The organism is Gloeotrichia echinulata CP02 (assembly GCA_038087035.1).
In the GTDB taxonomy this organism is placed as follows: Bacteria; Cyanobacteriota; Cyanobacteriia; order Cyanobacteriales; family Nostocaceae; genus Gloeotrichia; species Gloeotrichia echinulata.
In genome coordinates this window covers 5,421,912-5,441,676 of record CP051187.1, presented here as the reverse complement: position 1 = coordinate 5,441,676, position 19,765 = coordinate 5,421,912, and the positions used below count along the sequence as shown (strand labels likewise).

At 42.1% G+C, this 19,765-nt stretch carries 16 protein-coding genes and 1 pseudogene; 6 read left to right on the top strand and 11 right to left on the bottom strand.

Annotated features, from left to right (window positions below; all coding sequences use genetic code 11):
• The first annotated feature begins 35 nt into the window (after positions 1-35).
• From ureC to HEQ19_24060, 4 genes are all read left to right on the top strand, one after another.
• Entirely contained in the window at positions 36-1,742 is a 1,707-nt protein-coding gene (gene ureC, locus HEQ19_24075; GenBank protein WYM02108.1) for an urease subunit alpha, read from the top strand.
• Positions 1,743-1,745: 3 nt separating this feature from the next.
• The gene (locus tag HEQ19_24070) at positions 1,746-2,699 is read left to right on the top strand and encodes a transposase (GenBank protein WYM02107.1); all 954 of its coding nucleotides are present in this window, start codon (positions 1,746-1,748) and stop codon (positions 2,697-2,699) included.
• A 496-nt stretch (positions 2,700-3,195) separates the two neighbouring features.
• A complete protein-coding gene (locus tag HEQ19_24065) occupies positions 3,196-4,341 on the top strand; it encodes a hybrid sensor histidine kinase/response regulator (protein WYM03580.1) in 1,146 nt (381 codons plus the stop codon).
• 4 nt (positions 4,342-4,345) lie between these two features.
• Positions 4,346-5,728, top strand: a complete 1,383-nt coding sequence (locus HEQ19_24060) for an aldehyde dehydrogenase (GenBank protein WYM02106.1) — start codon at positions 4,346-4,348, stop codon at positions 5,726-5,728.
• Between the two features lie 140 nt (positions 5,729-5,868).
• Here HEQ19_24060 and HEQ19_24055 read toward each other — a convergent pair whose 3' ends face one another.
• The 4 genes from HEQ19_24055 to HEQ19_24045 form a co-directional block, all read right to left on the bottom strand.
• On the bottom strand, positions 5,869-6,459 hold the full coding sequence (locus HEQ19_24055; GenBank protein WYM02105.1) for a sulfite oxidase-like oxidoreductase: 591 nt from the start codon (positions 6,457-6,459) through the stop codon (positions 5,869-5,871).
• Positions 6,419-6,604 carry a hypothetical protein gene (locus HEQ19_31300; protein ID WZI67001.1) on the bottom strand — a complete coding sequence of 62 codons (186 nt, stop codon included), beginning with the start codon at positions 6,602-6,604 and terminating at the stop codon, positions 6,419-6,421. The genes HEQ19_24055 and HEQ19_31300 overlap by 41 nt, the downstream gene beginning before the upstream one ends.
• A 31-nt stretch (positions 6,605-6,635) precedes the next feature.
• On the bottom strand, positions 6,636-6,809 hold the full coding sequence (rpmF, locus tag HEQ19_24050) for a 50S ribosomal protein L32 (GenBank protein WYM03579.1): 174 nt from the start codon (positions 6,807-6,809) through the stop codon (positions 6,636-6,638).
• 398 nt (positions 6,810-7,207) lie between these two features.
• Positions 7,208-7,690 (bottom strand): hypothetical protein, encoded by a 483-nt coding sequence (locus tag HEQ19_24045; protein ID WYM02104.1) that lies wholly within the window; start codon positions 7,688-7,690, stop codon positions 7,208-7,210.
• 303 nt (positions 7,691-7,993) lie between these two features.
• On the opposite strand from HEQ19_24045, the gene HEQ19_24040 reads away from it, so the two are divergent.
• Complete coding sequence (locus HEQ19_24040) at positions 7,994-9,955, top strand: caspase family protein (protein WYM02103.1); 1,962 nt, start codon at positions 7,994-7,996, stop codon at positions 9,953-9,955.
• 213 nt (positions 9,956-10,168) lie between these two features.
• Here HEQ19_24040 and HEQ19_24035 read toward each other — a convergent pair whose 3' ends face one another.
• Complete coding sequence (locus tag HEQ19_24035) at positions 10,169-10,546, bottom strand: Mo-dependent nitrogenase C-terminal domain-containing protein (GenBank protein ID WYM02102.1); 378 nt, start codon at positions 10,544-10,546, stop codon at positions 10,169-10,171.
• Between the two features lie 453 nt (positions 10,547-10,999).
• Between HEQ19_24035 and HEQ19_24030 the strand changes: the two are divergent.
• Positions 11,000-11,119 (top strand): annotated as a pseudogene (locus tag HEQ19_24030) (anion transporter).
• A 182-nt stretch (positions 11,120-11,301) separates the two neighbouring features.
• Here the strand turns inward: HEQ19_24030 and HEQ19_24025 are convergent.
• The 6 genes from HEQ19_24025 to HEQ19_24000 form a co-directional block, all read right to left on the bottom strand.
• Positions 11,302-11,916: a Uma2 family endonuclease gene (locus tag HEQ19_24025; protein WYM02101.1), complete on the bottom strand. Its 615-nt coding sequence runs from the start codon at positions 11,914-11,916 to the stop codon at positions 11,302-11,304.
• A gap of 305 nt (positions 11,917-12,221) precedes the next feature.
• Positions 12,222-13,274 (bottom strand): Bpu10I family restriction endonuclease, encoded by a 1,053-nt coding sequence (locus HEQ19_24020; protein ID WYM02100.1) that lies wholly within the window; start codon positions 13,272-13,274, stop codon positions 12,222-12,224.
• 11 nt (positions 13,275-13,285) lie between these two features.
• Positions 13,286-14,464, bottom strand: coding sequence for a DNA cytosine methyltransferase (locus HEQ19_24015; protein ID WYM02099.1), 1,179 nt, complete (start codon positions 14,462-14,464; stop codon positions 13,286-13,288).
• A 239-nt stretch (positions 14,465-14,703) separates the two neighbouring features.
• The gene (locus HEQ19_24010; GenBank protein WYM02098.1) at positions 14,704-16,476 is read right to left on the bottom strand and encodes a ribonuclease J; all 1,773 of its coding nucleotides are present in this window, start codon (positions 16,474-16,476) and stop codon (positions 14,704-14,706) included.
• Between the two features lie 257 nt (positions 16,477-16,733).
• Positions 16,734-17,618 carry a 4-hydroxy-tetrahydrodipicolinate synthase gene (gene dapA / locus HEQ19_24005; protein WYM02097.1) on the bottom strand — a complete coding sequence of 295 codons (885 nt, stop codon included), beginning with the start codon at positions 17,616-17,618 and terminating at the stop codon, positions 16,734-16,736.
• Between the two features lie 160 nt (positions 17,619-17,778).
• Complete coding sequence (locus tag HEQ19_24000; protein ID WYM02096.1) at positions 17,779-18,822, bottom strand: aspartate-semialdehyde dehydrogenase; 1,044 nt, start codon at positions 18,820-18,822, stop codon at positions 17,779-17,781.
• Positions 18,823-19,765: the final 943 nt, after the last annotated feature.

The window sequence follows — 19,765 nt, the reverse complement described above, 5'->3', positions numbered from 1 at the left end:
AACTCAATTCTAACCTCAGTTTTTAGGAGTATATTATGCCTTACAGAATGAATCGCCGCGCCTACGCCGAAACCTATGGACCAACCGTAGGCGATCGCATCCGACTTGCGGATACAGAATTATTTATTGAAGTTGAACAAGACTTCACAACCTACGGTGATGAAGTTAAGTTTGGCGGTGGTAAAGTTATTAGAGATGGCATGGGACAATCCCCTATTTCTAATGCTGATGGGGCGGTAGATTTAGTGATTACTAATGCTTTAATTCTCGATTGGTGGGGAATTGTTAAAGCGGATATCGGCATTAAAAATGGGAAAATTTTCAAAATTGGTAAAGCAGGTAATCCCTATATTCAAGACAATATAGATATTATTATTGGACCGGGAACTGAAGCTTTAGCCGGTGAGGGAATGATTCTCACGGCTGGTGGGATCGATAGCCATATTCATTTTATTTGTCCCCAACAGATTGAAGTGGCGATCGCTTCTGGTATTACTACCATGATTGGCGGTGGTACCGGACCTGCTACGGGTACAAATGCCACTACCTGCACCCCCGGACCCTGGAATATTTACCGAATGCTACAAGCCGCTGATGCTTTTCCGATGAACTTAGGATTTTTAGGCAAAGGTAATGCTAGTCAACCCCAAGGGCTTGTAGAACAAGTGGTAGCGGGGGCAATGGGGTTAAAGCTGCACGAAGATTGGGGAACTACTCCGGCAACAATTGATACTAGCCTCACTGTTGCCGATGAATATGATATTCAGGTAGCTATTCATACAGATACCCTCAACGAAGCGGGATTTGTCGAAGATACTATCGCCGCTTTCAAAAATCGTGCTATCCATACCTACCACACGGAAGGCGCTGGGGGAGGTCACGCACCGGATATCATCAAAGTCTGTGGTCAAGCCAATGTTCTCCCCTCTTCCACCAACCCCACACGCCCTTACACCGTCAACACCTTAGAAGAACACCTGGATATGTTGATGGTATGTCATCACCTCGACTCTGGAATCCCGGAGGATGTGGCTTTTGCTGAGTCCCGCATCCGTCGCGAAACTATCGCCGCTGAAGACATTTTGCACGACTTGGGCGCTTTTAGCATGATTTCTTCTGATTCGCAAGCTATGGGCAGGGTAGGTGAGGTAATAATCCGCACATGGCAAACAGCCCATAAAATGAAGGTGCAGCGTGGAAGCATTGCAGGAGATGGGTTAGCCGATAATAATCGAGTCAAGCGATATGTTGCTAAATACACGATAAATCCCGCAATTACTCATGGCATTTCTCAGTATGTGGGTTCAGTGGAAGAGGGGAAATTCGCCGATTTGTGTTTGTGGCGTCCGGCGTTTTTTGGCGTCAAGCCAGAAATTGTGATTAAGGGCGGTTTGATTGCTTGGTCACAGATGGGCGATGCTAACGCCAGTATTCCTACACCGCAACCAGTGCATATGCGACCGATGTTTGGTAGTTTTGCTGGTGCGCGTCACGCTACATCATTAACTTTTGTTTCACAGGCGGCTTTAGAAAGGGAAATTCCGCACCAATTGGGTTTACAAAAAATAGCGGTTGCGGTTTCGGGAACTCGCCAATTAACTAAGCGGGATTTGAAGTTGAATGATGCATTACCTCAAATTGAAGTAGATCCGGAAACTTATGAGGTTAGGGCTGATGGTGAGTTGCTGATTTGCGAACCCGCAACAGTTTTACCAATGGCGCAGCGTTATTTTTTGTTTTAATTTATGACCGAGCAATCTATAGATTACGATAGTCCTTGGAAAGAAGTTATTGAGTTATATTTTCCTAACTTTCTGGAATTCTTTTTTCCCCTAGCTTACGCCGAAATTGACTGGACACGACCTTATGAATTTCTCGATACGGAACTCCAACAACTAGAACCAGATGCAGAAATTGGGCGGCGTTTGGTCGATAAAGTCGCCAAAGTTTGGCTGTTGGATGGGGAAGAGGCTTGGGTATTAGTTCACGTAGAAGTTCAAGGAAAATATGACAGCCAATTTCCCGAACGGATGTACACCTACAATTACCGCTTGTTTGACCGTCATAAAAAGCGAGTCATTAGCTTGGCTGTGTTAGCTGATGAACAAGCCAATTGGCGACCTTCCAGCTACAGCTATCAACTTGGGGGATGTCGTGTCAGCTTAGAGTTTCCCGTAGCGAAACTGTTGGATTATGAACAAAGCTGGGAAACCCTAGAGGAAACTACCAACCCCTTTGGGGTAGTTGTGATGGCGCATCTAAAGACCAAGGCGACCCACCGCAATCCAGAGAGTAGGCTACAGTGGAAATTAAGCCTAGTCAGAAGGCTGTTTGAGAGGGGATACAGTCGCGAAGATGTTCAGCAATTGTTTCGATTTATCGACTGGATCATGGTTTTGCCAAAAGAGTTGACAAGTAGTTTCAAAACAGTAGTGAGAAGTTACGAGGAGACAAGTAGAATGCGGTATGTAACTAGTATTGAACGCCTCGCAAAAGAAGAAGGAATTCTTCAAACAAGTCGAGAAAATGTGATTGAAGTTTTAGAAACACGGTTTGCAGAAGTGCCAAGTGCTATTGTGGAAGCTATCAATGGGATAGGAGAACCATCAGTACTAAAAACACTGCATAAAAGAGCGATCGCTATTCCTTCGGTGGCAGAATTTCAGCAACTCTTGGAGAATATTGGCTCCCAAACATGAGCATATAGGATGAAGGATATGCTGGCGATCGCTATTCCTTCATCCTGCAAAAAGCTCAGATAAAAATGTTAAAAATATCATCCCAATTAAGCATTTCTGCTACCTATTAACTTGGATGAGATGAGTGGATTTTATTGCGAGTTTCTCGAAATCTCTAACTCCTAACTCCCCTCCACAGTCAATCTACTCTATAACAAGGGGTACGTCGCCTATCCCTCCATATGCCTTATCCGTATGTATTAGTATAATAAAAGACTAAAATTGCGTCGTTATCTGCTGTATTCAGTTTTCAAAGTTTACCAGCCATGATTCAATGAGTTAGTAATTAATCTAGCTCTCTTGAAGCTAATCTAAAATTAAACAGGGATTTAATACTTATTTACAGGTAAATAATGTTTCTGGAATGGGGGGGGTAAAGTCCAGAAAATATCAACAAATTGTTACAAATACAGCTAATATGGCAAAAGCTTACGTCAACTATATATCTTACTGCTATATGAATTCCCCATCTTCCCGCCCTGACAAAATTTTGGTTGTAGACGATTCTCCAGATAACGTGTTTTTGATCAAAACTATTTTGGAGGAAGAAGGCTACACAATTAGCACCGCAGAAAATGGTGCTTCCGCATTGACGCAACTGGAAAATTCCCCTTGTGACTTGGTTCTACTGGATCTAATGATGCCTGGTATGGATGGTTACGAAGTTACCAGACGTGTCCGTGCAAATACGAAATTACCACAATATATCCCCATACTGCTGATTACTGCCCACGATGCGCCGAATGTCGCTCAAGGATTAGACTTAGGTGCTGATGATTTTATCCGCAAGCCTGTAACAGTAGATGAATTGCTAGCCAGGGTGCGATCGCTGTTGCGGTTGAAGCACAGTATCGATGAACGGGATGAAATCGCCCGTCAAAGAGAAGATTTTGTCTCCCGTCTCACCCACGATTTACGCACCCCCTTAGTAGCTGCTGATCGCATTCTGATGCTGTTTCAACAGGGTGCTTTGGGCGCTTTATCCCCGCAAATGCAGGAAGTAATTACGATCATGGCTCGTAGTAATACTAACCTGCTTTCTATGGTCAATACTTTATTAGAAGTTTATCGCTTTGAAGCCGGGCGCAAAACCCTGGCGTTTCAACCAGTCAATCTCGGCCAGTTACTAGAGGAGGTGGTTGGCGAATTGACACCCTTAGCTGAACAAAAAGCACTACCAATCAATCTCGATTTTCCGCCGAATTTAACCATCAGCAAAGTCATGGGCGATCGCTTAGAATTGCATCGCTTATTCACTAACCTTATCGGCAATGCTATCAAATTTACTGACTCTGGCTCAATATCTATCCGCCTCACCTCGGCGCTGGAAAGTGGCAAAAGTTTCTACTCCGAGTTCAGTTTCAATTCTACTGGCACTGACTATATTACTATTGAATTAGCGGATACAGGCCCTGGTATCCCCCCCCAAGAACAAGCTACTTTGTTTCAACGATTTCGCCAAGGTAGTCACAAGAGTGCCGGTAGCGGCTTAGGTCTTTACCTTTCTCGCCGAATTGTCGAGGCACATCAAGGCACTATTCTGGTAAATTCTGAATTAGGTAAAGGTAGCGCATTTATTGTCATTCTACCTATCAAACAGTAAAAAAATGATGATTACTGAATTATCAATTCCCGCTGAAATTATTCGTCAACAACGTCAATTTTTTCAAACTGGTAAAACTAAAGATGTTGCTTTTAGGATAGCCCAACTGAAAATTATCAAACAGGCAATTCTGGAGAATGAGCAAGAAATTCTACAGGCTTTGAAAGCAGATTTAAATAAACCAGAATTTGAGACTTACGCAACAGAAATTTTAGTAACTAAGGAAATTGATTATGCCATAAAACATATTAAAACTTGGACAAAACCCAAAAAAGCAGAAGTTCCCATTGACTTTTTTTCATATAGTGCCCGAATTTATCCAGAACCACTAGGGGTAGTTTTGATTATTGGTCCTTGGAATTATCCATTTCAATTAGTTATTTCACCTTTAGTAGGTGCAATAACCGCCGGTAATTGTGCAATTATTAAACCTTCAGAACTTTCCCCCCATACTTCTCGTCTCTTAGCTGAAATCATTGGCAAACATTTTGATCCTGCATATATTGCATTGCTGGAAGGAGGGAGAGAAACCAGTCAAAAACTCATAGCAGAAAAGTTCGATCATCTCTTTTTTACTGGTGGTACAGCTGTGGGCAAAATTGTGATGGAAGCCGCAGCTAAAAATCTCACACCAGTTACCTTGGAATTAGGCGGTAAAAGTCCTTGTATTGTAGATACTGAAATTAATCTAGAACATACTGCCAAAAGAATTACTTGGGGTAAGTTTATTAACGCCGGACAAACTTGTATTGCTCCTGACTATATTTTAGTAGATAAAAAAATCAAAACTAATTTAGTAGATAGTCTGAAAAAATGCCTTCAGGAATTTTATGGCGACAATCCCGCAACCAGTCCTGATTATGCCAGAATTATTACGCAACAACACTTTGAGAGATTAGTCAATCTACTCAAAGATGGTGAAATTCTCATTGGCGGAGAAACTGAACCAGGAGAGCGTTATATTGCTCCGACAGTAATTCATAACGTTTCCTTGACAGATCCCATCATGCAAGAGGAAATTTTTGGGCCGATTCTGCCAATAATTGAATATTCTGATATTACAGAAGCCATCGCCTTAATTAATTCTCGACCAAAACCCTTGGCTTTATACCTATTTTCCCAAAACAAAAACCTGCAACAGCGTATCTTGCAGGAAACTTCATCCGGTGGAGTTTGTCTTAACGACACAGTAATGCAAGTTGGCGTTTCATCTTTACCATTTGGTGGTGTAGGTGATAGCGGCATTGGCAGCTATCATGGTAAAGCTAGTTTTGACACCTTTTCCCATTACAAAAGTGTTTTGAAAAACTCCTTTTGGTTAGATTTAAAATGGCGATACGCTCCCTATAAAGGCAAATTGCCTATAATAAAGCGGCTATTTGGCTAGTTTAACCGGTTTTGACCTCATCGACCATTAACTACGTTCGCGTTAGCGTCCCGAAGGAAGAATTCAAGGTTTCAATGAGTCCACTTAGCCTAGACCCCTTGCGGTATCTAAGCCAGAGGTGGTTCTCTACCCAGTTCTCCCTAACTATAACGTTCCTCTGCCCAAGGTTCGCCACGGAGATGGTAGCCATTGCGTTCCCAAAAACCAGGTTGTTCGCGATCTAGAAACTCCAAACCATTAATCCACTTGGCGCTTTTCCAAGCGTAGAGGTGGGGAACCACTAACCGCATCGGACCACCGTGTTCTGCTGATAAAGGTTCACCAAAAACTTTAAAGGCAAAAAAGTTTTCTTCCTTAACAAAATCTTCGATAGAAATATTGGTGGTATAACCGCCATAGCAATGTTCCATAATGTGAACTGCTTTGGGATCTACCTCAATTAGACCCATGAAGTCTGTCACCTTAATACCAGTCCACTTAACATCTAGTTTAGACCAGCGCGTTACACAGTGGAAATCCGCTGTAAATTCGTGTTGAGGTAAAGCCATAAAGTCAGCCCAGGTAAAGCTGACAGGTTTTACCAAACCCCAAACCCTCAACTCCCATTCCTCCGTACTGATTTGCGGGGTCGCACCATAGGTTAATACTGGAAAACCCTTAGTCAAGTATTGACCAGGAGGAACGCGATCGCTATCTTCCTGCTGCGGTTTCTGAAAAAATTTTCCTAGCATATTCGTAGAAAAATAAAAACCCAGTTATTTTGGCAATTAGTCCCCAGCGATGCACTGAGCGGTCGTTGTGTCCCCAGCGATGCACTGAGCGGTCGTTGTGTCCCCAGCGATGCACTGAGCGGTCGTTGTGTCCCCAGCGATGCACTGAGCGGTCGTTGTGTCCCCATACATATTGATTATTCTTCTGCTTCCTCGTCTTCAGCAGTTGGATAGACGAATGTAGAGCGTCCAGTCAAAATCGACTTACCTAGGGAAAGAGCTTTTTTAGCTTCAACGGCAGCTTTGTGCCTCCAGGTAGCTCGGCGTTTATCTCTTTTGGACTTCGATGTTTTCTTCTTAGGAACAGCCATGATAGCGGATATCGCAATTCTTGACAACCTTTTTATTCTAAGCGATCCATTGACTTCCACAAGTACAAAAGTCAAAACAATCCCCAATCCCCCTTACTACTAGTCTGTCAATTTTGTTTTTAGGACTTACGTATTGACAAAAAACACAAAATATGTTAATAAAAAACCGGAGATTTCGTAGGGGTTTAGCAATGCTAAACCCCGAAAACGCGGGTCTGTTTACCATCAAAGTAATAATTAATCAAAGCCTGAAACAACGTATTTTGGTAAAAGCATACCATGCCAAATTTGTACAGTGCGTAAGTCCTAGTTTTGAGGGATTTTTGGTAGTGTGAGCGTCTCGCTCACGCGGGCAAGATGCCCGCACTACAGTCCATCATTTTTATCTTGACAGAGTACTACTTAGGTGTTTGCACTGAATTAGGGATTTTGGAATTTTGATCAAACAACAGAAGCGATCGCGCAGTTTTAAAATAAGTTGCCCACTTTTGGGGGTCGGGGCGATTACGCCATTTGGGACGACTTACATCTAAAGCTAGAACTGGTGCGATCGCTCCCTGATTTTGTACGGATATAAAAATTGAAACATCTGTCACCAGAATATCTTGGTCGAAGCTTCGTTGAGCCGCAGCCCTAGCCGCCGCTTCTGCTCTTCGCAGAATGGTTTCGTAGTTTTCCTCCGGTAGGCGGTCAATGGCCAAGTCAACTCTAGCTGTATAAGCTCGAACAATTTGGGGCGCGATCACTTCAGACGCCAACCACGCAGGAACTACAGATGACAGCAAAACTATTAGCGGAACTATCCGAATTTTTGTGGCAATTTGGCTAATAACTGAAAAGAAAATGATCAATGATAGTTGGTGAGCAACATTCCTGCTCATAAACTTATAGCTCCTGACTAAGGATCGGTAATTTTAATTGGGTGAAAGTATTTTCCGTTGAAAGAAAGTAAAAAATATTACCTTAAAATAGGCATTAAATGAGAATTTTCCACGCTATCAGGGACTTGCAAGTAAAAAATATTCCATCATCAGTGTTGACAATTCACCGTCAACAGTCAACCGTCAACAACTTCCAGTGGTGTTTTTAGCACTTGGAGTTCCCACAGACATAGGTTAGCTTTGTTTATCCAGCAAAGCCAACCGTAATTTTAGGCAAGTAAACAATAACCGACAAAGAGCGGGATGGCAAATTACTGGGCGATCGCTATTGGCATCAATCAATATAATTTATTTCAACCCTTGGATTGCGCCCAAGCAGATGCTGAAGCGCTAAAGGATTTTTTGGCGACAGAAGCAGGTTTTATGCCCCAAAAGTGCCTGCTAATGACAGATACTTCGCCACCGATGGGAGATAGATCCACCTATCCGACCAAGGAAAATATTCTCCTGTTGCTAGAAGATTTAGCAGCAGCGTGTTGGCAACCCCAAGATCATGTATGGTTATTTTTTAGCGGTTATGGGATCAACTACAAAGGTCAGGATTATTTGATGCCAGTAGCAGGAAACCCTGACCTTGTGCAAGAGACTGGCATAGAACTGCGATCGCTGATGCAAAGTCTACAACTTGCCCAGCTAAATGTATTATTAATCCTCGATATCAATCGCGCTTTTGGTACCCAAGCGGATGCTCCTGTAGGGCAAGAAACCATAGAAATCGCTCAAGAACTCCAAGTAGCGACCATTCTCTCTTGCCAACCAGAGCAATTTTCCCACGAAAGTAGCGAATTAGGTCACGGATTCTTTACAGCAGGCTTGTTAGCTGCTTTGCGTTCCGGTCATGGTAGTAGCTTGACAGAACTAGCAAATTACCTGAGCCTTCGCACCCCCGAATTATGTCAACACCATTGGCGCCCCACACAAAATCCTGTCACTGTCATCCCATTCCCACAGCAATCCATCTTGCCGCAATTCGGTAGCAATCACACACTAGCCAACAGCGAAGTTGCTCCAATTATTTTTCCTGAAGAATCCTTTGCTGTGTCTTTTGCGGCTCCCTCCCTGACAGAAAATTCCCCTCCCAGACAAAAAACGGGTAGATCGAAAGAAAATCAAGGAGTAGAAACCACCGTTACCCCCAAATCCAAACAAGGGATCGAAAACTCCCACAGACAAAAACTTCCAGGTACAGCTTCTGAGGGAATTACCCAACCACTTGTTAACCAAAATCAAAAATTTCCTCAGCCATCCCAAATACTCCCAGCTTCCCCAGAAGTAGGTGGAAGCGGAAGGTATATCCCGACTTCTTCGAGATCTTCCCTTTCTCCATCACATTTGAGTCAATCCAAAACCCCATTTTGGCAACAATTTTTATGGTGGTGTGGAGGCAGTATCCTGCTATTAGGATTAATCACAGTAGTTTTTCTCCGCAATCAGACAGGATTTAAAGGTCAACAAATATTAAGAACAGCGCCCAATACCGCTACTAGTGATAGCCAAGTTGTCAAGACAATACCAAATAGCCGCTCAGTTTCCCAATCCACCACACCAACTCCACCAAAAACCCAAAAAAGCACCCAAATAGCTGCTAATTCCGAGACTCAAAAACGAAATCAAGCAGTATTAGAGCTAGCCAAAATGTCGCTCCAACAAACACAAGCTAGCGATTTGAGCGTGGCGATCGCCACAGCCCGTAAAATTACACCAGGTGAACCGCGCTACGAACAAGCTCAAGAAAATATTCAGATTTGGAGCCAGATGATTTTAGATTTAGCCGAGGGTCGTGCTAAACAAAAACAATATACACACGCCATCGCCGCTGCTCAATTAATCACCAAAGACTTACCAATTTATCCCCCAGCACAAGCAGCAATTAACCAATGGCGACTAGAAGCCAAGCAATTTGTCAGCAACAAAACCCTTTTAGACGCAGCTAACGCCTTAATTCGTCCAGAACAGGCATCCACCTACAATCGTGCCATCGAAGTAGCCAAAAAAGTATCACCAGGTCAACCAGGCTTCGACATGGCGCAAAAATCCATTAATAAATGGAGTGAAAAAATTTTAGAAATGGCCAAAACTCGCGCCCGCAAAGGAGAACTGAATGCAGCCATTGAAACAGCCGCCTTAGTCCCAGAGACGACATCAGCCTATGAAGATGCTCAAGAAGCAATCCAAAAATGGCAAGTCAGGCGAATTAAAAATTAGTTAAGACCTACTCTGCGGGCACAATAATAATCGTAGGGTGCGTGACGCAGCGATAAATATTGTACGTAGTCACAAGACTTGTGGCGTCACGCACCATTCTTTAAATTTGACACGTAAGTAAGTCCTGTTAATCAAAAGTCCAAAGTCAAGAGTCAAACGTCCAGATTAAACTCTGGACATTTGACTCTTGACACTTGACTTTTGACGCAACACTCAACAATACTGCGATACATCCTCGCCGCATTCGTCCGCTAGATAGCACAGCGCTCGGAAACGTAAGCCCACTACTTCTTCATATAAGGGGTTGAGCTTACACATGGGAGGAATATGAAATATGGTCTTACCGAACAATTTGACATCGCGCTCAAAAGGACATTGAGCCGGGATCACTTTGCACAAGCGATGAGCTAATTGGCGATCTTGGACTTGAATGCTGTCTACCCGCTGTCGTAGGGGTTGCAAAATATCACAATAACGCTTGAAACTAGAATCTTGCTGCTGGGGTAGATGAGTGTTACTCGCTTCTGATGGATTTATCGATACCCAGCTTGCAAGAAAAATTCTTTTTGTGGTATTATGAAATACCTTCATGATTAGTCCTCTATTTTTGTGAGGGTATTCACCTTTCCAGTGAAGATATACAACGTGGAAACAACCTTTACCGGAAAAATGCTGTCCTAACCCAGATGTGGGCAGAATTGTGTCCGTAGCCACTTAAGTCAGAACATATTTCTTACTACGTCAAGTTAAACGCAATTTCCCTGAAAGCGAAAGTGTAGTAAACAGATCTTCTTCATAACTTGACCCACTTTAAATTTTAGTGAAGACATCTATCTTATGGTAGGTTTTTTGGTAACATTTACAAAACTTAATATAGTAAATTTTTGGCAGTATTTCTCTTGAGTATCAATATCACTGTTGTAAATAATTGGGATCGTGGCTGAATCCGGTACGCTGAGGGAGTCTCGTCACTAAAACATCACTGCTCGCAACGACTCAGTGATTATCATGCAATTTGCAATTCATGGATTGTTCGTGTAGCGACTGACTTACCTGGGGTTAGCCTTGGGCGATATTGCTGGTTTACCCATGAACCGCGCCACCATCGCCTTAGTGGGGTCAGCCTTTTTAATTGCACTGGGTGTTTTGAACTTGCAGGAAGCATAGGAGGCGATTGATGTCAATACCATTGTCTTAGAGGATAGTAGTTGTCACCTTCATTCGCCGAGAACTTTTCAAACATGCTCTAACTTTATTTGGCTCAATCGCTAATTTAATAGTTGTAGAAGCTACCCCTAATTCCTGAAAAAAAATTAAAAATTAAGCAATTAAAATTTAATTTTTGCCTACAAAGCCGCATCAAAAATCTGTTGAGCAGTTAAATTTAGTTGAGGAAAAGTAGGGGAAACAATTGCAGCATTACCTCTAAAATGATTCATTTGGTATTCACCATCAATAAGCTGGCATACAAATATAGTAGGACTTTTAGGATTGCCAATAAAATTACGTCCACCCAACGCAGCATAATCAGCAATCCAATATTCAGCTATACCCATTTGTTCATAATCAGCATATTTTTTGTGGTAATCATCACGCCAATTGGTACTAACTACTTCAATTACTAAAGGAACTGATGCACTTTGGCTGACTGTTGATGATTTTTGCCACAAGGGTTCATTATTAAGATGATCAAGATTTAATAACAAGACATCAGGTGAATAAGCTGACTCAGCTTTAGGTGGTCTAACAAATGCAGTTTTAGGAATCGCATAGGGTAGTGCAAGTCTGTCAAACTCCACAGTTAGTTTACGTGCTAAAAATGCCACAACTTTCTCATGATCGCCTGTTGGTGGTGCCATCTCAACAATTGTTCCATTGTGTAATTCATAGGGTATTCCGTTGTTGGGATACCAGGTTATAAATTCATCAAAATTTACTAGCTTTGATATAACTTGTGTCATAGCACACTTTTTGATTTTGTATTTGTTTCTTGTTTTTCCAAGCTTTTACAGTTTCTTTGTTCTTCATGTATTATCAATTTATCTCACGCAAAGAGTTAGAATCAACACCGCACTTGCCAAAGAAGTACTTTTTGTGGGGATTTTTCGCGAAGTAACTCAGGTCTAAGTGTGGGTGTTGGCATCTGTGCTAATTGCTGTTGGTAGCGCCGCCCAAATACCTATTCCCCCTGGATAATCATCTGGATTGATCAGCAGTGAGTTGTACAGGCGACAAATTTTTCTCTAAAAGCAACTTGGGTTATCTATTAAATCAGCCAACCACGTTTGAGTCCTTGCTCTACACCACCTGCCCAGTCTGTAGTTAAGTGTTTCCGTACACTATCAAACAGATGCCACACTACATGATGATCAATTGGATTCTTAACGTAGTTATCAAGGTATCTATATTCTCTATCGGTGTTTTTTTGTTTACGTAAGACATAAATTTGATCAACTTTGTATTTTCGTAAATTAACTGCATCAGAAAGCTTGAGCCACTCCATCACCACAATATATAATCCGTTTGGATTTCGAGCCTTCACTTCTTCGGCTGCTCTGGATGAGCCTTCTAACATTGTTTTATCAAGATAGGTTTTGCACTCTATTGCAACTACAGGAATATCAAAGAAATGCTCTTCTGAATTACCAGCATTCAACGTTTTACTAAATGCCGATAAGCTTTCAGCAGGTACTACCACTCCGCTGTCTATTCTCTTGTTTCTATTTTGCTCTAATTCTTTGAGAATGTCTGAAGCTTTTTCTTCTGAATCATTTACTACTTCAGTTTGTTTTTCGGAATCTGAATCATCAACTTGTATCGTGGATAAACCAGATTTACTGGTCTGCAAAGAAGCTAAAACTGTGACTCCTATAACAAAATCATGATCTTTTTTCTCAATTCTTGCGTAAGGTGTCTCCAACATTTTGGCGTAACTGGGAGCCGCAAAGAAAATATCCTTGAAAGTATGAGATTTACCCATCAGTGCCCGGTCTCCAAAATCACTCACCATATCCTTAAACAAATAGTATAAAAACTCTTCTAAAGCACTTGAGTGTAAGTTTGATCTAGAGTCAAATTTTTCAGCATAATTCTGTTGATCAATAAAGTTTTTATATTCCTCAAAAAAAGCTACACGTTGTTTTACTGTTTCTATATCAGTCTCATGGCCAATCAGACAAGGACCTACTAAATCTATATTCTGCTTGTGCCAATTATTATATTTAGACCGAATTTCAGCTAAATATTGTTTACTTACAGAATCCTTATACTTGGTTTTATGATTCTCTTTTGTACTTAAATTTGCTCCATGTACTAGCATAATTGTTTATTTTATTTCTGAATATTTTCAGCAATTAATTTTCCTAAGAGTGGCGGTACAGCATTACCAATTTGATTATATTGGCAGAGATGTTTTTCATCTGTTCTACCTTCCCTTTGAAGTAGCTTATGACTTACAACTGTCGGTTTACCCTTAAAGACAAACCAATCTGGAAATGATTGAATTCTTGCGCCCTCTCTAGCAGTAAAATTCCTATTTTTATATGGATGTACAAAATTTGCATAAAATGATGCAGGAATAGTATGACAAAGTTTATGTGGATGTAATCTTCTACTGTTTTGATCGTATACCCTTTCAGAGATAATTCCATTACTACTTCTTTTATAGGGTCTTAAATGGTAGGGAACATCAGCCAGTGAGTCTCCCCAAGACATTAATTCAAAACGTTCTATAGTTCGCCTTGAATGTTTCATTGCTACGTGGTTGTAGACTTTTTGTGAACCAAGTCGGATTTGATGCTGATACTCATTAATAGGTTCTCTATCATATTTCATTTCTTCCTTACCTTCTCTAGCATTTATATCAGGTAAATCTGAAATGGCATCCCATAATGTGGGACATAATTTGAGTGTAGAATCAAAAATTTGTAACTGTTCACTATCTGGAAAATAGTGAGTAGCCTCTGGGAAAGGTCTTTTCATCGGATAACGAGATGCAATAATAAAGAGTCTACGTCTTATTTGTGGTATCCCATATCTAAAAGCTTCCAGGATATTAATGTATACATGATATCCAATTCGTTCTAGTTCTACTTTTATAATTTCAATAACAGGCTCTCCTAAGATGGTCTTAGCCTTGATGAGTTCAGGCACGTTCTCCATAATTAATAACTCCGGTTTGAATAAATTTCCAACTCTTATAAATTCTAGAAAAAGAGAGTTTCTAGGGTCTTTTGGATCACCAGAATTTTTTCTACATATTGAGTATCCCTGACAGGGTGGACTACCTAAAATAACATCAGGTAAATTTTTTTTAAACTCACCAATCAAGTATTCATCTGAAAATTTTTGTATATTTCCAACAAGTACTTTGGCGTCTTTGTGATTATATGCAAACGTTTCCGCAGCCCATTGGTCTTCTTCTATGGCTCCTATAATGATATTTCCTGCCAGCTTAAACCCCAGACTAAATCCACCAGCACCTGCAAATAAATCAAGTACTTTTAGCAATTAGATACCTCCTTTAGTCAATATTTTTATTCAATTCACTCTTATTTGTATAGGATATTTTACTACTAAGACTGTTTCGCCATGTTAAGGATTATGAGTTGGCATCGAGGTATTTTGACACAAGAACCAAAATAACTGTATGACATATACAAAAAATTAAGGGTGGAAGGCAAAGCCACTCCAACCCTTTACAGACGAGGAAATTCTGTCCCTCAATTTGAATTTTGAATTCAAATTCCCTAAGATGCTACCTGCGCTGCAGTGCGAGTGCGCCTTCTTCTCCCATCAGCAACCTTCACCGGCGGTTCATCAGGAATTTGCATCAACAAAGTCACCGTTGGTTGACATTGCAATTCCCGGCGAATTGAGCGTTGTAATTCTCGCTCTAAAGTTGCTTGCAATCCACCCCAGTCTACATCGGTTTGCTCACCTTCTTTCGGTTGGGTAAATTCTGACCAGCGAACGCCCAATATTTCTTCAATGCGCTGTTGTACCCATTTTTGCAGGAGCGATCGCTCGATACTGGTGACGACACCCCGCAGGTGAATTTCTGGTTTCGCCAGTAGTTTACCATGCCAATCAATAGCGGCGGCGATGGTAACAATCCCTTCTGAAGCCATACGTTGTCTTTCTTGCAACACTTTGGCGCTGACCATACCCGAACTAGTAGTATCCACCAGTTCAATACCTGATGGTACTTTACCAGCGACGCGGATGGAATTTTCGGTTAATTCTACGACATCCCCATTTTGGATAATGATCATGTTTTCTGCGGGGATACCCATACTTTGAGCGGTTTCGGCGTGCTTGACTAGCATCCGATGTTCGCCGTGAAATGGGACAAAGAATTTGGGTCTAGTTAAGGCCAGCATCAGTTTTTGGTCTTCTTGACAGCCGTGACCAGAAACGTGAATTCCTTTTTCGCGACCGTAGACTACTTTTGCTCCCTGTACCATCAATTTATCGATGGTGTTGACGACTGCGATAGTATTTCCGGGAATCGGGTTGGCGGAGAATACTACTGTATCGCCTTCGCGAATTCTAATATGGGGGTGTTCTTTGTTGGCAATGCGCGTCATTGCTGACATTGGTTCACCCTGGGAGCCAGTAGTTAAAATTAACACCCTTTCGTCCGGTAGATTGCGGATACTTTGCAAGGGTTGCAACAGGTTATCCTCACACTTGATGTATCCAAGGTTACGGGCATGAGCAATTAAATTCAACATGGAACGCCCGACCACGGTGACTACACGGTTCTGCTTCTTCGCCAGATCCAAAATCATGTTGATGCGATGGACGCTGGAGGCGAAGGTAGTGACAAATAGTCGTCCTGTGGCTTGATAGAATACCCGATCAAGGTTGGGGTAAACGGAACGTTCCGAAGGCGTAAATCCGGGTACTTCCGAGTTAGTTGAATCACTCAAAAGACAAAGCACGCCTTTTTCACCATGTTCTGCTAGCCGTTGTAAGTCAAATTGTTCACCATCGACTGGGGTGTGGTCAATTTTAAAATCCCCTGTGTGGATGACTATACCTAGGGGTGTATGGATAGCCACAGTAAAGCTATCGGCGATGGAGTGGGTATTGCGAATGTATTCGACAAAGAAATGTTTGCCAATTCGCACGACATCACGGGGTAGGACTGATCTTAACTCTGTGCGATCGCGGACTCCCGCTTCTTCTAATTTTCCTTCTAGCATGGCCATTGCTAGTCTCGGTCCATAAATCACGGGGATTTCAAATTGCTTGAGGTGAAAAGCAATCCCGCCGATATGGTCTTCATGACCGTGAGTAACGATCATGCCTTTAATTTTATGCCTATTTTCCCGGAGATACGTCGTATCAGGTAGCACAATGTTTACCCCATGCATCGCGTCTGTGGGAAATGCCAAACCGGCATCTAACAGGACAATTTCCTCATCGTACTCGAAAACACAGGTATTTTTACCAATTTCATGCAAGCCGCCCAAAGGAATAATTTTGAGGGCGGAGTTAGCTTCGTTTTTAGCCATTTTCTCCTGAGATTGTGTTTGTGGTTAATTTAAGTTAAAAGTTAGCGCTCTTGTATTAAAGACAACATTAGCTGTCGATGAACTCACTCTGAAAGCAGCCAATTTTGAATCAGAATCTTGAATTGTTTGTTCAATAAAATGGACTTGATCGCTGAAGGATTGATAGTATATCTATCAGTGGCAACATCCCAATTCTGCCCATTCTTTATATGTATCTTTGGCAACCTGAAGCTTGCTGATGCCCCACAAGTTGCTGCTTAGACTAAACTAAGTTCTTTCAGTACCACCTCTAACTTTTGACTGACCTCTGAGTCAGCGTCGCATAGTGGTGGACGAGTGGAACCAACCTCCCAACCTTGAAGTTTCAAAGCGCTTTTCACCGGAATGGGATTTGTCGTTACAAATAAAGCTTTAAACAAGGGGAAAAGTTGGAGATGGATGTTGGTGGCGACTTGAGTTTTACCCTCACTAAAAGCTTGGATCATCTGCTGTAGTTGGTTTCCTACCAGATGAGAAGCCACACTGACCACACCCTTTGCCCCGATCGCTAACAAGGGCAGGGTTAAAGAATCATCTCCAGCGTAAATCTGAAATTCTTGTGGTGTCAAGCGACGAATTTCACTCGCTTGGTCTAAATTGCCACTAGCTTCTTTAATGCCAACTATATTATCAATTTTAGCTAATCGGGCAACTGTGTCGGCATTGAGATTTTGACCGGTTCGACCAGGAACGTTATATAACAACATCGGTAGGTCGGGACAGGCTTGTGCTACCGCCTGAAAGTGCTGATAAAGTCCAGCTTGGGGCGGTTTGTTGTAATACGGAACTACTTGTAAAGAACCATGTACTCCTATTTTAGCTGCCTTTTGGGTAGCGGCGATCGCTTCTTTTGTAGAATTGGAACCACATCCTGCTATCACCTGGGCTTTTCCTGCTACGGACTGCAATACTTCTACAAACAACTGGTATTCCTCGTCCCAAGTCAGGGTAGGGGATTCTCCTGTTGTCCCACACACTACCAATGTATCTGTACCATTGTTAGCTAGATGTGCTGCTAGTTCTGCCGCTACATCATAGTTGACACTCCCGTCTGGTTTAAACGGCGTAATCATAGCGGTTAAAACTCTGCCAAAATCTCCCACCCTATTTTTACTCCTAATTACCTTTTTTGTTTTTTGTATCTTGGTGGTTTGGTTTTTTCACAACCTATTCGCAAAGTGTTTTGGCTGATGAAACCCACATTTGCGCTGATTTTTTATATCTTTGGATTCCCGAATTATCGAAATCTAATTTTCTATTTTTCTAACTCGAAACGTATGCCTTTGCAGGTCTTAGCAGATTTTTTTCTACCAACAATTCGGCAATTTGTACGGCATTTAAAGCTGCGCCTTTGCGGATTTGATCTCCACACAGCCACAGTTCTAAGCCACAGGGATGAGAAATATCCTGGCGAATTCTTCCCACTAAAACTTCATCTTTTCCAGTGGCTTCAATTGGCATGGGAAAATGATTTGCCTGCCAATCTTCTACCAATTTAACACCAGGAGAATGACTTAAAATTTCTCTGGCTGCATCTGGACTAAACGGAGTTTCAAATTCTAGGTTAATCGCTTCTGAATGGGCACGGAGTACGGGAACCCGTACACAAGTGGCTGTAATTCTGATCTGCTGCGTTCCAAAGATTTTCCGAGTTTCGTTGACCATTTTCATTTCTTCTTCACAGTATCCCACATTATTTAATGGGGAGTTATGGGGGAATAAATTAAATGCCAACGGGTAAGGTAATACCTCGGCTACTGGCGATTGTCCTTGTAAAATAGCACTAGCTTGGGTTTTCACTTCTGCCATTGCTAAAGCACCCGCCCCACTAGCTGATTGGTAGGTAGAGGCAACAATTCGTTGCACTGGCTTGACTTTATGCAAAGGCCATACTGCTACTGCCATCAAGATTGTCGTGCAGTTGGGGTTAGCAATAATGCCTTGGTGGGTGGCTGCAGCTTGGGGATTGACCTCTGGTACTACTAAAGGTACTTCGGGGTTCATCCGAAAGGCGCTGGAGTTATCTATGACCACTGCACCCTGTTTTTGTGCAATGGAAGCCCAAGTTTTGGATGTGGAACCACCCGCACTCGCCAGGACGATATCCACATGCTCAAAAGCGCGATCGCTGACTGGCTCTACTGCTAAATTTTCTCCTTTAAACTTTAGCGTTCGCCCTGCACTCTTCTCTGAAGCCAATAACTTTAAATTCGCTACTGGAAAATTCCGTGACTCCAGTAATTCTAGCAACTCTGTGCCCACAGCACCAGTCGCCCCCAAAATAGCCACACTATAGGATTTAGACAACCTAACTTCCTCCTTTAAGAGGTTATTTGCGATTTATTGGAACCGTTCAAGTTCAAACAAAATTTACCCGTATTTAAATTGTAACAACAGACATTAAATAAAACTTTCTTTAATTTAGCGGCTCTTTTTTAATTTAATACATTTATTTTCTTGATGAAATAAATTAAGTGATGTTGCAATTTCCCCCAGTTCCTGCCCATTTTTTTCAACTTTTTCAAGTATATATTTATTATACAACAAACTGGAGATATATGCGCCTAGGCATTATACAGGTTAGGGACTTGTGATGTAAAGATAAATTTCGTCGCTCAAGTGCTTTGTCAAGACAATTGATGTACTATGATCCAAATGTACGAAAACAAGCACTCCAATAATTTCAGCTATGCGACAAGGCAATAGCTAGGCTATTGGCAAGCAGACCAAAATCAATGGTACAACGAGTCAGGAACCCCACGCCTAAAGGCGGGGGCGCAGAAATTGCCTTAACCTGACCCAACTCACGTTCTTAACTGAACTACGTTAGAGGCAAGAGTTAAAGACCTACCAAGGAGAGTGCGAAGTTCCCTGCTCTAGAACTGAACGATTAAACAGGCTTAACGGGGTTAAACCAGTGTCGTTTGGATAGTTACCGACCTCTAACATTGTCATTCGCGCAGCGTCTCCCCTTGGGAGAAGCTCACATCACCCCGCAAGGGAGGCTCTTGGCTGCGCCACGCTGCGCGAATGGAGCAAAACATTATGCGTACAGGGTTGTAAAGTTTGAAACGGTAATTGTCCCGTTGAAAGTACAAAACAAAGGTACACCGAATGCAGCAACCCCCGTATAATGTGACTGCGATTGAAATCGCAGTTCGACAGGCTCACTGTAACACCTGAGCCTTACCCCCATGCATGAATGCAGGGGCTTCCACGGCGCGTTCGCGTAGCGTCACGAAGTGAGGAC

What these genes read in the sequence shown, in the direction of transcription:
- HEQ19_24020 (WYM02100.1), bottom strand. Translation starts at nt 13,274, where the DNA reads ATGCTAGTACATGGAGCAAATTTAAGTACAAAAGAGAATCATAAAACC.
- HEQ19_24065 (WYM03580.1), top strand. Translation starts at nt 3,196, where the DNA reads ATGAATTCCCCATCTTCCCGCCCTGACAAAATTTTGGTTGTAGACGAT.
- HEQ19_24060 (WYM02106.1), top strand. Translation starts at nt 4,346, where the DNA reads ATGATGATTACTGAATTATCAATTCCCGCTGAAATTATTCGTCAACAA.
- HEQ19_24010 (WYM02098.1), bottom strand. Translation starts at nt 16,476, where the DNA reads ATGGCTAAAAACGAAGCTAACTCCGCCCTCAAAATTATTCCTTTGGGC.
- HEQ19_24055 (WYM02105.1), bottom strand. Translation starts at nt 6,459, where the DNA reads ATGCTAGGAAAATTTTTTCAGAAACCGCAGCAGGAAGATAGCGATCGC.
- ureC (WYM02108.1), top strand. Translation starts at nt 36, where the DNA reads ATGCCTTACAGAATGAATCGCCGCGCCTACGCCGAAACCTATGGACCA.
- HEQ19_24035 (WYM02102.1), bottom strand. Translation starts at nt 10,546, where the DNA reads ATGAAGGTATTTCATAATACCACAAAAAGAATTTTTCTTGCAAGCTGG.
- HEQ19_24025 (WYM02101.1), bottom strand. Translation starts at nt 11,916, where the DNA reads ATGACACAAGTTATATCAAAGCTAGTAAATTTTGATGAATTTATAACC.
- HEQ19_24045 (WYM02104.1), bottom strand. Translation starts at nt 7,690, where the DNA reads ATGAGCAGGAATGTTGCTCACCAACTATCATTGATCATTTTCTTTTCA.
- rpmF (WYM03579.1), bottom strand. Translation starts at nt 6,809, where the DNA reads ATGGCTGTTCCTAAGAAGAAAACATCGAAGTCCAAAAGAGATAAACGC.
- HEQ19_24070 (WYM02107.1), top strand. Translation starts at nt 1,746, where the DNA reads ATGACCGAGCAATCTATAGATTACGATAGTCCTTGGAAAGAAGTTATT.
- HEQ19_24040 (WYM02103.1), top strand. Translation starts at nt 7,994, where the DNA reads ATGGCAAATTACTGGGCGATCGCTATTGGCATCAATCAATATAATTTA.